15 protein-coding genes are annotated in these 13,618 nt (G+C 42.1%); 3 read left to right on the forward strand and 12 right to left on the reverse strand.

The window, feature by feature from the left end:
* The first annotated feature begins 185 nt into the window (after positions 1–185).
* Together B0182_RS06170 and trpE are read left to right on the forward strand one after the other, a co-directional pair.
* Positions 186–512 (forward strand): protein tyrosine phosphatase family protein, encoded by a 327-nt coding sequence (locus B0182_RS06170; protein WP_029104049.1) that lies wholly within the window; start codon positions 186–188, stop codon positions 510–512.
* 92 nt (positions 513–604) lie between these two features.
* Positions 605–2,116, forward strand: coding sequence for an anthranilate synthase component I (gene trpE, locus B0182_RS06175; RefSeq protein WP_078274079.1), 1,512 nt, complete (start codon positions 605–607; stop codon positions 2,114–2,116).
* Here the strand turns inward: trpE and B0182_RS06180 are convergent.
* From B0182_RS06180 to B0182_RS06195, 4 genes are all read right to left on the reverse strand, one after another.
* Positions 2,111–2,428: a YkgJ family cysteine cluster protein gene (locus B0182_RS06180; protein WP_338129871.1), complete on the reverse strand. Its 318-nt coding sequence runs from the start codon at positions 2,426–2,428 to the stop codon at positions 2,111–2,113. The genes trpE and B0182_RS06180 overlap by 6 nt on opposite strands.
* Entirely contained in the window at positions 2,361–3,995 is a 1,635-nt protein-coding gene (locus B0182_RS06185; RefSeq protein WP_078274081.1) for a hypothetical protein, read from the reverse strand. The genes B0182_RS06180 and B0182_RS06185 overlap by 68 nt, the downstream gene beginning before the upstream one ends.
* Before the next feature lie 61 nt (positions 3,996–4,056).
* Positions 4,057–5,115 (reverse strand): chemotaxis protein, encoded by a 1,059-nt coding sequence (locus tag B0182_RS06190; protein ID WP_078274082.1) that lies wholly within the window; start codon positions 5,113–5,115, stop codon positions 4,057–4,059.
* Between the two features lie 50 nt (positions 5,116–5,165).
* Positions 5,166–6,041, reverse strand: a complete 876-nt coding sequence (locus tag B0182_RS06195; RefSeq protein ID WP_078274083.1) for a helix-turn-helix transcriptional regulator — start codon at positions 6,039–6,041, stop codon at positions 5,166–5,168.
* A 138-nt stretch (positions 6,042–6,179) separates the two neighbouring features.
* Between B0182_RS06195 and B0182_RS06200 the strand changes: the two genes are divergently transcribed.
* Positions 6,180–6,419 carry a helix-turn-helix domain-containing protein gene (locus B0182_RS06200; RefSeq protein ID WP_078274084.1) on the forward strand — a complete coding sequence of 80 codons (240 nt, stop codon included), beginning with the start codon at positions 6,180–6,182 and terminating at the stop codon, positions 6,417–6,419.
* Positions 6,420–6,710: 291 nt separating this feature from the next.
* Here the strand turns inward: B0182_RS06200 and B0182_RS06205 are convergent, their stop codons facing one another.
* The 8 genes from B0182_RS06205 to B0182_RS06245 all read right to left on the reverse strand — a co-directional run bounded on the left by B0182_RS06205 (position 6,711) and on the right by B0182_RS06245 (position 13,577).
* On the reverse strand, positions 6,711–7,877 hold the full coding sequence (locus B0182_RS06205) for an AI-2E family transporter (RefSeq protein WP_078274085.1): 1,167 nt from the start codon (positions 7,875–7,877) through the stop codon (positions 6,711–6,713).
* Between the two features lie 171 nt (positions 7,878–8,048).
* The gene (locus B0182_RS06210; protein WP_208624048.1) at positions 8,049–8,378 is read right to left on the reverse strand and encodes an HNH endonuclease; all 330 of its coding nucleotides are present in this window, start codon (positions 8,376–8,378) and stop codon (positions 8,049–8,051) included.
* Positions 8,351–9,082, reverse strand: a complete 732-nt coding sequence (locus tag B0182_RS06215) for a hypothetical protein (protein ID WP_078274086.1) — start codon at positions 9,080–9,082, stop codon at positions 8,351–8,353. Before B0182_RS06215 ends, B0182_RS06210 begins: the two co-directional genes overlap by 28 nt.
* Before the next feature lie 51 nt (positions 9,083–9,133).
* A complete protein-coding gene (locus B0182_RS06220; protein ID WP_078274087.1) occupies positions 9,134–9,595 on the reverse strand; it encodes a YaiI/YqxD family protein in 462 nt (153 codons plus the stop codon).
* Positions 9,592–10,320 carry a Fic family protein gene (locus B0182_RS06225; RefSeq protein ID WP_078274088.1) on the reverse strand — a complete coding sequence of 243 codons (729 nt, stop codon included), beginning with the start codon at positions 10,318–10,320 and terminating at the stop codon, positions 9,592–9,594. Before B0182_RS06225 ends, B0182_RS06220 begins: the two co-directional genes overlap by 4 nt.
* 259 nt (positions 10,321–10,579) lie before the next feature.
* Entirely contained in the window at positions 10,580–11,740 is a 1,161-nt protein-coding gene (locus B0182_RS06235) for a 5-(carboxyamino)imidazole ribonucleotide synthase (RefSeq protein ID WP_078274090.1), read from the reverse strand.
* Between the two features lie 136 nt (positions 11,741–11,876).
* Entirely contained in the window at positions 11,877–12,419 is a 543-nt protein-coding gene (gene purE, locus B0182_RS06240; protein WP_078274091.1) for a 5-(carboxyamino)imidazole ribonucleotide mutase, read from the reverse strand.
* A gap of 234 nt (positions 12,420–12,653) precedes the next feature.
* Positions 12,654–13,577 carry a metallophosphoesterase gene (locus tag B0182_RS06245; protein WP_078274092.1) on the reverse strand — a complete coding sequence of 308 codons (924 nt, stop codon included), beginning with the start codon at positions 13,575–13,577 and terminating at the stop codon, positions 12,654–12,656.
* Between the last annotated feature and the right edge of the window lie 41 nt (positions 13,578–13,618).

Here is a 13,618-nt window from a genome sequence, read left to right on the forward strand (position 1 = left end):
AAAATTGAAAATTGAAAAATAGTCTGATTAAATTTTAATCAATTTTACACCCCTTATTCCAAAATTTTTAAAAATCCCCCAAATTTTAAAATTTTTTCATAAACTTATGCCAAATTGGCGTTGAACGTCCGTCTGTTTTTGGGTAAGATAAGTCCTATTATAAATCGCCAAGTATGGGGAATCACATGCACACAAACATCACATTGTATAAACAAATCTACCCTTGTCAATGCCAAGCCTTGTCCGAGCTGGGTTTTAAGAGTTTGATAAATTTGCGTTTTGATGATGAGATGGCAGGTCAGCCCAAGACTGCCGAGCTGTGCCAAAGTGCCGAGCAGGTTGGCTTGTCCTATCGTCATCTGCCCGTGGATGGCGAGAGTTTGCACTTGGAGACGGTGACGGCATTTGCCCATCTGTTGTCTGATTTGCCCAAGCCTGTCATGGTGTTTTGTGGGACGGGCAGCCGTGCCAAACGCCTGTATCAGTCGGCAGTGGTAAGTGGGCTGATTTGATGATGACCGCCAAGTGAGAGCTTAGGCGGTTTTTTTATTGTCTTTTGTCATGCGTTTTGGGTTATAATAATAAAAATTTTTTAGGACTTGTCATGCTATCTTTATCCAACTTTCACGCTCTTGCCGAGCAAGGCTACACCCACATTCCACTTATCAAAAAACGCTTAATGGACGATGCCACCCCTGTGTCGGTGTTTGCCAATTTGCGTAAATTTTTTGCGTCCGCCTATCTGTTTGAGTCGGTGGTGGGGGGCGAACGTTGGGCAAGATATTCCATGATTGGACTGGGTTCGGACATTACTATTGAGTATCATGACGACAAGGTGGTGGTAAAGGATGCTCGCAAGGACGAGACGACCACGCACGACACCGACCCCTTTGATTTTATCCGCACCTTTATGGCGGAGTACAAAACCCCAAGCCAAGATATCATGCCTGATTTGCCTGCATTTAGTGGCGGACTCGTGGGCTATTTTGGCTATGACATGATACGAGTGATTGAGCCGACTGTTGGCGTGTCAAACTCGCCCAATCCTTTGGCTCTGCCTGATATGTGGCTGACCCTATCATCGTCTGTCGTGGTATTTGACAACCTAGAACATACCCTATCTGTCGTGGTCTATGCGGACGTACAAGCCAAAGACGGCTACAAAAAGGCGGTCAAACAGCTTGATATTATTGAAAATCTACTCTCGCACAAGCCTGATTTGACCGTCAAAAAACAGCCCTTACCGCATTTTGTCTCGCAAACAGGGCAAAACAAATTCTGCACGGACGTAAACCGCATTAAGGAATACATCAAAGCAGGAGATGTCATGCAGGTGGTTCCCGCACAGCGACTGTCTGCTGAGTTTGAGGGAGATCCTTTGGCGGTGTATCGAGCCTTACGATACCTAAACCCTTCTCCATACTTATTTTTGATACAAGGCGAGCTTGCCAATGATGAGCCGTTTCACATCGTGGGGGCGTCGCCTGAGATTCTCTCTCGTATTGAGATGGTGGGTGATGAGCGTAAAGTTACCGTGCGACCTTTGGCAGGCACTCGCCGTCGTGGCGTGGATGCGGCAGAAGACTTGGCACTAGAAGCCGAGCTACTCTCCGACCAAAAAGAAATCGCTGAACATCTGATGCTCATTGACTTAGGGCGTAATGACATCGGCAAGGTGTGCGACATTGGCACGGTCAAGGTAACCAATAAAATGTTTATTGAACGCTACTCGCAGGTCATGCACATCGCCAGCAACGTAGAAGGTGTGGTGTCGGCTGATAAGGACGCTCTGGACGTGTTCTGTGCGACATTCCCAGCAGGCACGCTGTCAGGAGCTCCCAAAATCCGAGCCATGCAAATCATCGATGAGGTTGAGCCTGTTCGCCGTAGCGTGTTTGGTGGGGCGGTGGGCTATCTGGGCTGGTCGGGCAACATGGATACCGCCATTGCCATTCGCACCGCCGTGCTAAAAGACGGGCAAGTCCATATCCAAGCAGGGGCAGGCGTGGTGGCGGACTCCGACCCTGTGGCAGAGTGGGACGAAACCAACAAAAAAGCCCTCGCCATCGTCAAGGCAGTGGAGATGGCGTGCGGAGGACTTGTTGTTCAATCATAGTTTTTCGCAGATTTGCAGATTTAGCCGAACAAACTCGTCCCAGGCAATATGTTCGGCCAAGTGCTTTTTATAATAATTCTCTACCTGACAAATAAGTGGGCGGTCATCGTAAATCAAACACAGGTTGGTGTCATCATTAAAATGCTGACAAACACCATCGCCACGGTCTAAATAAGCAGTATGTTCACTTAGGTTGACATGGCGACAGCATTTGCCACAGGATGTGCATGGAAAAGGCGTGAGATTATCCATGGATCTTTTTGGCTTTGCTTTGTAGCCATGACATGGTGCTGTCGCCATCCCCCATTTCATAGGGTAATTCTATGCCACGCCTGTCTATTTCGGCTTGTAAGACTTGTCCTTTTTGGATTTCATTGCTGGCATGGCTAAGAGCGTTAGATAAATCCCTTAACTCTTGGGGGTTGAGATTAAACTCTATTTTGGCAAGATTGGTAACATAAGCATTTAGCTCAGCATTAATCTCTTTCATATGGTCTAAAAAGACATCATACTTATTTTTAAGACTGTTTAAAAACCCCCACGCTTTTTTCATAGGGGAACTATAATCAATAAAATAAGCAGTGCCAACCATCAAAAGACCTGTAAATAATGCACTGATAAAAGCAGCAATCTCCGTGCCAAAAGGCATGGTTAAGACTGTCGCCAAATGCTGATTGAGCATAACGCCCAATATGGTAGAAACACTTGCAAAAATAGGTCGGGTAATCTCTCTCATCAAATCGCCAAATGCCAACTTTTGGGGATTTAATACCAACAGTTTGATGACTTGCACCAAGTTATTCCAGGATTCACGGATAAGTTTCCCCATTAATTTGGTACTGGTTAAGAAAATATTTAAAATGGTGTTGGTAATGCTAGACAAAACCCCAGCAATAAAGCTGTCTTTAAAGGTGTTTAGTACATCTTTAAATCTTAATTTTACCCTTTCAAAAATATTGTTTAAGGTATTTTTTAGTTCCCCCCAAAATATTTCAAGGCTAAAATTTATTTGACATTTCCTTAAAAGATTTGGCAGAGCTTCTTTTAATTCAAACCAAATTTCTGCCAATACCAAGCCTATCGCCTGTCTTGCTCCCATACGAAAGCCTTGGCTAGCAGCAGCCTTTGCGGTGTTTTTAAAAAATTTACTACTGGTGTAATAAGCCATACCAATTTCATGATTGTATTCAGCCCGTGCTTTCTTGTCAGTTTCAATCATGGCTTCTTTGTCAATATTTTGCAAAGCCTCCAAATCTTCCTTGGCTTGGCGTAAATTCTGTTTTAAATCCAAAACATCTTGACCGTGAGCATCTTTTGGAAGTTTTGCCAGTTGTTGCTCGTAGTTTTTAATTTTGGCTTCATAATTATTAATGCTTTTTGGTAAAACTTCATTCAAAAATTTTTCGGTAGAATGTTGTTTTTTGGCAATATTGATTTTGTCATAGGTGGATTGAAAGTTGCTATTTTGATTGGCAAGTTCTGAGCCGTCCAATCCTGCCAAAACTCTACCTGCATCATCATGAATTTCTTTGGCGGAGATAATATGGTCTAAATGACGTTTCTCGCCGTGTTTCATTGTGGTGTTACGGTAGGCATCATGCAATTTGCCCGATTGGTATTTTTGCTTATCTTCTCTGCCTTTGTTGATATAATTTTCATGCGAATGATAAGCGTGTGAATTGTAATCGCCACGATTTTCATAGGCAGAACGAGCTTCATCGGTTGCCCATATGCCTTGACGGGCATTGTGAATGGTATCTACATCACCGCCTTTTTTATCTTCAAATAATAAAAAGTCCAAACCGAAGGTTGTTACAAGGCTATGAGTAACAGTTTTGTTAAGCTCATTACGCCAATCAAAGTGTTGGGTGTTTGTCATTTGATTTCTCCAAGGGATAAGATGTCCTATGAGTTAGGACATCTTAAAGAGTAGCAAAGCGTTAATATTTTCTGGCATTGCTTGATGATGATTGCAGTTTATCGCTCATCTCTGCGGTATTTAGCACATTGCCATGCGGACCTTCTTCGAGTTGTGGTACATTATTTTCATCATATACAATTTCACCATTTTCTTTTTTTAATTTAAAAATTGGCGTTTGGATAATATCAGTCAAGATTGCCGCCAAAGCGTAACCATTATTGATTGATTGAATAATGGTATCTGTTTCCTTGATGGTATCCAATAAACCTTTTCTTATTAACTGTGCAGCCCGTTGCAAGTCTTTTAGATAATGTTTAAATTGGAGATAGATATTTTTGACGTTTAGGATAATGTTGAGAACATAAGCACGAGTATCGTTAAGATGTGCAATGGCAGCATCGGCATTGCTTTCATACTCAGCAACCTGCGTGCGAATTTCTTTGGCTTTTTCTAGGGCATCTTTGGCATGAGAGGCGAACGCCCAACCTGCTACAGCAATAACAGGGGCTGCTACTACACCGCTTAGAATCATCGCTCCACCAGCCATACCTAAGCCGCCTGCTGCCAGTGAGCCACCGCCAATAGCTGCCATTGTGGCGTTATAAGCTGCCGCACCTGACAGAGCAGCGATTGGTGTGCCTGTAGAGGCAGCGGCCAACGCCATGGTTCCGCCATAAACAGCATAGGCTGCTGCACCGCCGCCAATAGCAACCTTACTTGCATACGCAACCGAATTCATTGAAAGTGCTTTAATTTGATTTAATTTATATTTGGGCAAATTAATTTCTAAGTGCCTATTCGAGTGTTGGTTGAGCTTATTTGATAACTCATCAGCTAATTCTTCAAAGGTTTTAAAGTCCTGTCCAATCGTTAGATAAAGCTCGCCCAACTGATTAATTTTTCCTTCGGTTAATTCATTGGCTTCTTCTAACTCTGATTTTTTAAGGTCATATCTGTATTTGGCATTTTCTACAATATCATCGGCTTCACTTTTGTCTTGATAGCCGTCATAGGCTTTTTTAGCACCAGTAGCTGCGGTGGCAATGGCGATACCGCCTAGGATAAATGGTAATGGCATGGTTAGTTTCCTTATAAAAATGCTGATATTCAGCGGGGTTAAAATAAATTCTAATCTAAATATGACCTTAGTTCACTCTCCAACCTATCCTGCCAGTCTTTTGGCTCGATAATGGTCAAATGCGGTATCCAACACCGTATAATGGGCGATAATTCATCATAATGCCAAACCGTGCTTTGTATAAGCCAGTCGCCATTGGCTTGTTTGGCGATAATGGATTGTTTGGGTAAAATCTGTCTTTGCTGAAAATAGGATATGACCTTTTGACTGACATTGATAAGAACGGTCATCTCTTGTTGCCCAAGCCAAATGCTGTCATCGTTATTGATGAGCGTATCAATTTTATCATTGCTATCAAAGCATTCTTTTCTGATGATCAAATCAACAATTTTACTTAACCGATAACTTTTTAGTTGGTCATTTTCCACACCTGCCAAATACCAAAATCCTTCTTTAAAAATTAGTTTGTAAGGATAAATGGTACGCTCTTTATTATCATAACGGCAGTGTATGATTTGGCGATTATTGATAGCACTGTCTAACTGCTTCATCATTTCATCAAATGCTTGACTGTTTTCATAGGCATAATGATGAATATGATATGAGCTGTCCGACTTTTGTTTAATTAGCTCCCTTAAAAAACCAATATCCATATTTGGCAACAAATGATGAATACCGATGAGTTTAATCAGCTCGCCAAATTCTTTGTGGGTTAAATCAAATCGTCGGCTATTATCCAAAGACACGACCCCACGGTCACGCACCAACGGCAGATAGCACTCCATGCGATTCAAATCACGGCGAATGGTTTTGTCGCACACGCCATATTCGTCCGCCAGAGCCTTGGTGTTTAGGCGTTCGTTGCTGTTTAGACGGATAAAGATGTCGGCAAATCTGTCCGCCAGTCGTTCATGCTTGTTGCTCATGAGCTGTCAAATAAATTCCTTGTGGTGCGTTATCACTTTATGCCAAGAGCAATGAGCGAATAAACGTATTGTACCTATTTTGGATAAATTCGTCAATATGGTGTAAATAGGTCTATTATTTTCCATGAGTTCATGGTAATGACCAGAAGTATTCACACCGCCCAGATGATAGCCTTGCGAGCGTGGCTGTATGACGCACGCACCGCCCAAAACTTACCCATGCGGACGCTTGCCGAGCGACTTGACCGCCCGCATTCGTTCGTCCAGCGGGTGGAGAATGGCGACCGCCGTCTTGATGTGGTGGAATTTATCCAGTATTGTCAAGCACTAGGTATTGACCCAAAGGTGGGGTTTGACCTAGTGTTGCGGACAGAATAAGTCATGACATGGACAGGTTGTGTCCTTATTGATGGCAGATGTGTGATTTGTGATGTATTTTTGGGTATAAAATCCCCAAAAACATCTGGATTTTGGGGTACGGTTAATAAATGCTTTTTGGCATAGATGTGCAAAAATAGCCGGTCTATATATCTAAAACTGGTTCTGGTTCAAAAAGTATGCTACAAAGAAAACCGTTCGTGGTGAGATAAGTTGAACCATAACGGTTTTCCTACCCGCAGGCAAGCTCAGGGCGAACGGAAAACTGGTTTTTTAGGAAGTTTAATTTATCTAATTTTCCAATTTCTCTGTATCCAAGACAGGCTTGGGCGTTGGGGTGTCGGCAAGTAAGGCTTTGCCGTCCGCCACAGGGACAATGCTGTCTTTGGGGGTAAAAATCTCATTTTTGTGCTGACTTATCCACTCTCGCCACACCGCCAAGCCAATCGCCAGCACCACAGGCCCGATGAACAGCCCCACAAACCCAAATGCCGTCAATCCTCCAAGCACGCCGATAAAGATGATGATAAAGGGAATTTTGGTCGCCCCACTAATCACAATCGGACGAATAAGATTATCCACCCAACTAATGACAAGCGTCCCCCACAGGGCAAGCCCAATGCCTTCTGCTGTATGCCCCTGAGTGAGTAGCCACACCGCCACACCGCCCCACGCAAAGGGCGTGCCAAAGGGGATGAGTGCCACAACAAAGGTAAGAAGTGTGAGCAAAATGGGGTTTGGGGCGTTGGCAAAAGCATAGCCCACCCCTGCCAAAATCGCCTGAGCCAGTGCCGTCAATCCAATGCCATACACCACCGCTTGCGTGGTCGCCCCCACCGAGTCGATGTAGTCGTCAATGCGGTCGCCGATGATGTTTTTCATGGCTTGACGGATTTGGTGAACTAGACTTTTGCCGTCCCGATAAAAGAAAAACAGGGTCATCAGAGCCATACCAAGTTTGGCAAGGTTTTTTAGCACCGCATCAAACGCCATTTTGCCATAATACAAATGCGACTGCATCCACGTTCGCACCGTCTCCATGGTCGCCTCAGGGTTTTTGTTAATCTCCCAAAGCGTGTCCTTAATCGTCTGCCCGATGACAGGTAAGTTCTTGATTTGACTAGGTAAATCCAAATAGCCTGCTTGCAGTCGGCGAATTACCGTACCAACAAAACTTACCACTTCATGTTGCAAATAAAACACGCCCACAATCAGTGGAATGCCAATCATGAGCGAGATACAAAAAGTCATCAAAAACGCACTAAAACTAGGGCTTAGGCGGACCTTGGTGTGAAAAAAAGTATAAACAGGAAAAGTAACATACGCCAAAATCCCTGCCCACAACGCTGGCACGATAAAAAATTGCACCACTTTAAAGCACAGCACAATCAAGATAACAAGCAAAGTCAAGGCGAGCAGGCGTTGTAAGACGAGTTCTTTATTCCATTGTTCAATCATAGTTTTGGCGTAAAAATGCGTAAAAAGTGTTATGAATGGGGGATATTATGCCAAAATTTTGACAAAAACGCATGGGAATTTTGTGGTGTTTGCGTGTTTATGTTGCTGAATTTTGATGACTCAACCAAAACAATTTAAATGCACACTTAAAATCACCACACCAATCTAGCATCATGAACTCTTTCTCAAATCCGCATCATTCTTATTGCTTTTGCCGATATTGCAAATATGGCAAAGTGTTTGGTAGTTTTCATAAGTATCCGTCCCGCCAATCGAGCGTGGAATAATGTGGTCAATATGCAAAATCACATCATCATGAACCGTGCGACCACACGAAACGCATTTCCAATTATCTCTTTGAAAAACCCGCCAACGAATAGAAGGCATAACTTTAAAATGTTGTTCTGCATTTTGAATTAAAACAGTCTGATTGATAATTGGTTTTTGACAACTTGTTTGTATGGTATTATCTGTCAGTAGCCATTGATTGAGTTTTTCCAATAAATCATTAAAACGAATTTTATTGCCCTTAGCAATTTGTATATAACTGTCATAAATGAGGTAAAATATAAAAAATTTCTAATAAGTGTATATATTGTATTTTCTTGAATGGGATAATGAATATTTTGACCAATAAAACTCATATCAATAATATCATTATTTTTTACAAAGGACAAATGTTCGGGTATGGTTAATAAAGGATTTTGATTATCAATATAATCCAGTTGCATACCTGACAACAACAATAAAGAAGTGATTTTTTCTTGATGATTGAAATGAAATTTTAGTAATTTATCAAAAGAGTTTTTATTAAGATTTTTTAACCAACCGTTTTCTAATAATAATTGAATGCCATTTTCCGTTGCAATAAATCCCAAACGAAATGGTAAAACCATAATAGATTTGCTATTTTTATTAGCAAACCCATTCCATTTATCTGCACGCTGTCCGCCAATGCCAGCAAACACCTGCATATAATCAATATCAAAATCATTCATTCTTTGATTGCGAAAGTTTGGATATTTGTTAATGATTGAATCTTGAAAGACATCAATATCATAAACTTCATTGATTTTGGTAGTACAATGTTGAATAAGAGCTTGTAATCTTGGTAATAAGGAATTTTTTAAGGCGTTGGCTTTTAAAAATAAATCATCAACCAAAAATAAATTGGCATCATCATTATTAAAATTAAATATTTTCAATATCGGTTAAAATCATATAAAATCACCAATCATTTTAATTAAATTTTACTTTTATTTGTTGGTTGGTTTGACCAGCCGATTTAACCCATTGGCAAAGGCTTGTTTGTCCTTATCGCCATAGGGTTTTTGTCCGCCCATATCGGTAGGGTCTAAGACACCAGTGCCACGCAAGGATTCCATAAAATCACGCACGTTTAATTTGGGTTTGATGTTATTGGGGGTAAGCTCTTCGCCTTGTGATGTCAAAACTTTTGCTCCTTTGGTCAGCACTTTATCGGCAAGGGGAATATCTGATGTAATCACCAAATCACCCACGCCCACATTATCTACAATAAAATTATCCGCCATATCAAAACCTTGACTGACCACCACCGACTTTAAATAAGGTGATGGCGGTAATTTGACATAAGCATTTGCCACAAAAATCGCCTGCACCTGTGTGCGACCCGCGGTTTTGATAATCAGCTCTTTGGCGATGGTGGGAATGGCGTCTGCGTCTATGTAAATAATCATACTATCCCCAACTTTTGATAAACCCCAAACCCCTCCATCATACAGTCGTGAATTAGGGTCAAAAATTTATGGCGGTTGCCTGTGGTTGCCCAGTCATCAATCGCCTCATAATAGGCAAGGCGTTTGTCCACTGTGATAACACAAGGCGGGTAGCCGTGTTTGATAAGTTCAAGATTTAACAAAAGCCGAGCAGTCCGCCCATTGCCATCAATAAAGGGGTGAATAATCACAAAATCCGTATGGAGCTGGCACGCCTTTTCTATAGGGTGTAAATTTGTCTTGGTCTCATACCACGCCATAAGCCCGCCCATTCGTTCATTTAACAAAAAATGCTCAGGCGGTGTGTGGCTTGCCCCTGTGATGATGACATTGGCACACCGATACCGCCCTGCATTGTCTGGGTCAATGTTTTTTAGTACCAAGCCGTGTAGGTTTTTGATGTGCCATTCGCTTAGGGGTTCATTTTTATCACAAAGTTCATAGACATAATCAATCGCCTCTTTGTGATTAATCGCCTCAAAATGCTCACGCAATGCCTTACCGCCCACCGTAATGCCTTCTAGCACGACTTTGGTTTCAAGCAAAGTCAGCGTATTGCCCTCAATGGCATTGCTGTGGTAAGTCCAGCGAATTGTCAAATCTTCTGCCAAACTTTTGACCAAATGAGATGGCAAGGGGCGGTTATTATCAAGGGCGGATTTTAGGCGGTCAATGTCGGTAAACATATCATCTCATGATTTTAAATTTTTAAAAAACTCTCTTAAACTTTTGTTTAAAAATTTGGTAGTATCTATAAAATTGAGAGTAAACATTATTGCAATTGAGACAAAAAGAAGTTTATTTACCATTTCAGAAAAATGCTGACCAAAATTAACCAAAATTAAAAATAAAATAAGACCAATCCAAAATGGATATCGTTGCATTATTACCCTCCAATTGGTCTATCAATAAAATCAATAAACCAATTATTTTCAATAATGTAAATCACATTCCAAGCTTATTCGGCAACAGCCCCACCACCTTTTCCACCGTCTCGGTAAGTTTCTCGCTGTCGGTTGGCATTATGGTAATGTGGGCGATTTTGCGTCCGTGTCGTTCTTCTTTGTCATAGCCGTGATAATGCACGCCGTCAAGGGTAAGCACTTCGCTGATATTGGGATATTCGCCAATAACATTGAGCATTACAGACGGCCCCGCAATGCTGGTATCGCCCAAGGGCAAACCTGCCACCGCCCGCATATGGTTTTCAAATTGGCTACACACCGCCCCCTCAATGCTCCAATGCCCAGAATTATGTACACGGGGAGCGATTTCGTTGGCAATCAGCCCTTTGTCCGTAACAAACAATTCTAAGGTCAAAACACCGACATAATTTAAATGTTCCAAGAGTTTTTTGATATTACTTTGGGCTTGTTCGGTCAAATTCTCTACATTGGGGGCAGGGGCTTCTGTTTTGGCAAGAATGCCATTGTGATGGACATTTTCCACCAAAGGATAATAGCGGATTTCGCCTTGCTTTGAGCGAACGGCGATGATGGAAACTTCACGGCTAAAATTGATAAACCCTTCGGCAATTAAGGGGGTAGTTTCACACGCCTTGCCCAGCTCGTCCCAAGCGGTTTTGATGTCGGTTTCACTTCTAATGACAAATTGCCCTTTGCCGTCATAACCACCCCGAGTGGTTTTTAACACAAGGGGCAAGCCTAATTTGTCGCACGCATTTTGTAATTCATCAAACGAATTGACCGCCAAAAATGGCACGGTGTCAATGGCGAGCGTATTAAACAAATTCTTTTCATTTAAGCGGTCTTGGGCGATAAATAGGGCGTGAGCAGGCGGAAACAGTCCGACCGTTTGCTCCAAAACTTTGGCACTGTTTAAGGGCGTATTTTCAAATTCTAAGGTATAAGTGTCGCAGGCTTTGGCAAATTCATCAAACTGCTGACTGCTATACACCTTACCCAAAAGGCGAGCAGGACAGTTGGGAGCGTCTTCTAGGAACACACAGCGAATGCCAAGTGGCAAGGCACTTTGGGCAAGCATTAAGCCTAGTTGCCCACCGCCTAGAATGCCGATGGTTTTGACGGGGTGTTTGGAGTGATTGACGCTATAAAAATTGGCGATGGAGATGGGGGTGTTTGGCATAGGGGTTCTCAATTTGGTTTTTGGTGTTTTAGAGTTAATACAGAATAAGGGCGGTTTGTAAGGTGCGTACCACGCACCATTAAAGTCCAAATCCCAAAAGGTGCATCATACACACCTGACGGTTTCTTTGACGAATTTAACCAATAATCCCCGGAACAGGATTATCCAAAATACTTTGTGTTTGTTTGGCACGAAATTCAGAGACTTTTTGCCCTAATTTGTCATCAGAAATGGCAAGCATTTGCACCGCCAAAAGCCCTGCATTGTACGCCCCTGCCGTACCGATGGCAAGCGTTCCCACCGCCACGCCTTTGGGCATTTGTACGATGGACAAAAGACTGTCCCAACCGCTTAACATGCTTGATTTGACAGGCACGCCAAGCACAGGCAAATCTGTCTGGCTGGCACACATTCCCGGCAGGTGAGCCGCCCCGCCTGCCCCTGCGATGATGACGGACAAGCCACGAGATTTGGCGGTTTTGGCATAATCAAAGAGTTTGTCAGGCGTGCGGTGGGCAGAGACCACTTCGCATTCAAAGGGGACGCCAAAATCCGCCAAAATCTGTGCCGTCTCACACATGGTCGCCCAATCGGACTGACTGCCCATGATGATACCGACTTTTGGGGTGCCGTCTGGCGATGAAATGGGGGCAGGGTTTGGGGCGTGGGCGTTTGACATGATAATCCTTAAAATGGCTAAAATGGTTGAAAAAAGTATTATAGCAAATATTGGGGCGAATGCTAAGGGTGTGGGGAAATTTAATCTTTAAAAAATTTGGTATGGTTAATCTAAATAAAATTGTTAAAGTAAATTATAGATTTTGGGGTGAATAAATCATTATTGTATGTCTGTATTCTAAAATAAACCCATTAAAATTATTAGGATAATTTTAAACAAAATTCCCCAGATCATTTACCCCACAAATTGCACAAAATTATCATCATCTAATATCGGATTATTGGTATCAAATTGATAAGCGGTTAAATGACCACCCCTGCCTGCCGAATAATCAATACACACGACTTTATCGGATAAAATCGTGGGCTTACCATGTAACCAATAATGCCCGATAAATATTGGTTTGTTGGTTGTAACGCTAAATGCCAATAATTCATCAGACAAATCATTAAGATAAATCTCAGGCAAATCATTGGCAAATAGCGTTTTGTCAATGGATTTATTTTGCCAATCGTCTATCCACCATTTGACACGATCATTTGTGCGGACAATGCCTGTTTTGTCGGTCATGGTTAAGCCAGTCGGCAGGGGGCTTTCTATGCCTTTTAATAAATGTTTTATGGCATAATAAGGCTTGGTGTTTCTTTTGCCTGTGAGCTGTAAGGCATTGGGGGTTAGTTTATTATTATGAAGTAGGGGTGTTAATATCTGTATGCTATATTTGTCATAGCAGGCGTGAATGCAAATGAAGTCGTCTAATTCTATCCATAATGGCAATTCATAAAACCGCTGTATCCAATATCTATGCAACTCGCTATCAAATCCTACTTCATCAATAAAGGCTTTGTGCTGAAAGTTATTATTGTCGGTATGCGGACGTAGATATTTGCCATTGTCATTTTGGGTAGCGTAGCATATGGCATTGTATTCGTGATTGCCCATGACGGCAAGAGCCTCATTATTATCAATCATATCAAAAACGATTTGGAGTGTGGCTAATTGCTGATTACCCCTATCAATAAAATCACCCATAAAAATCGCTTGATGACCGTGCGGGGCGATATAACTTGTGCCATTATGAGTATAGCCCAATTTATCAAGCAATCCTGTTAATTTGTCGGCGTGTCCGTGAATGTCGCCAATGATGTCGTAAATCATAAATTTGCCCTACACCAAAATTTTGCAAAAGTTAAAAACCA

Origin of the sequence: Moraxella bovis, from assembly GCF_002014975.1 — a bacterium.
Taxonomy (GTDB): Bacteria; Pseudomonadota; Gammaproteobacteria; order Pseudomonadales; family Moraxellaceae; genus Moraxella; species Moraxella bovis.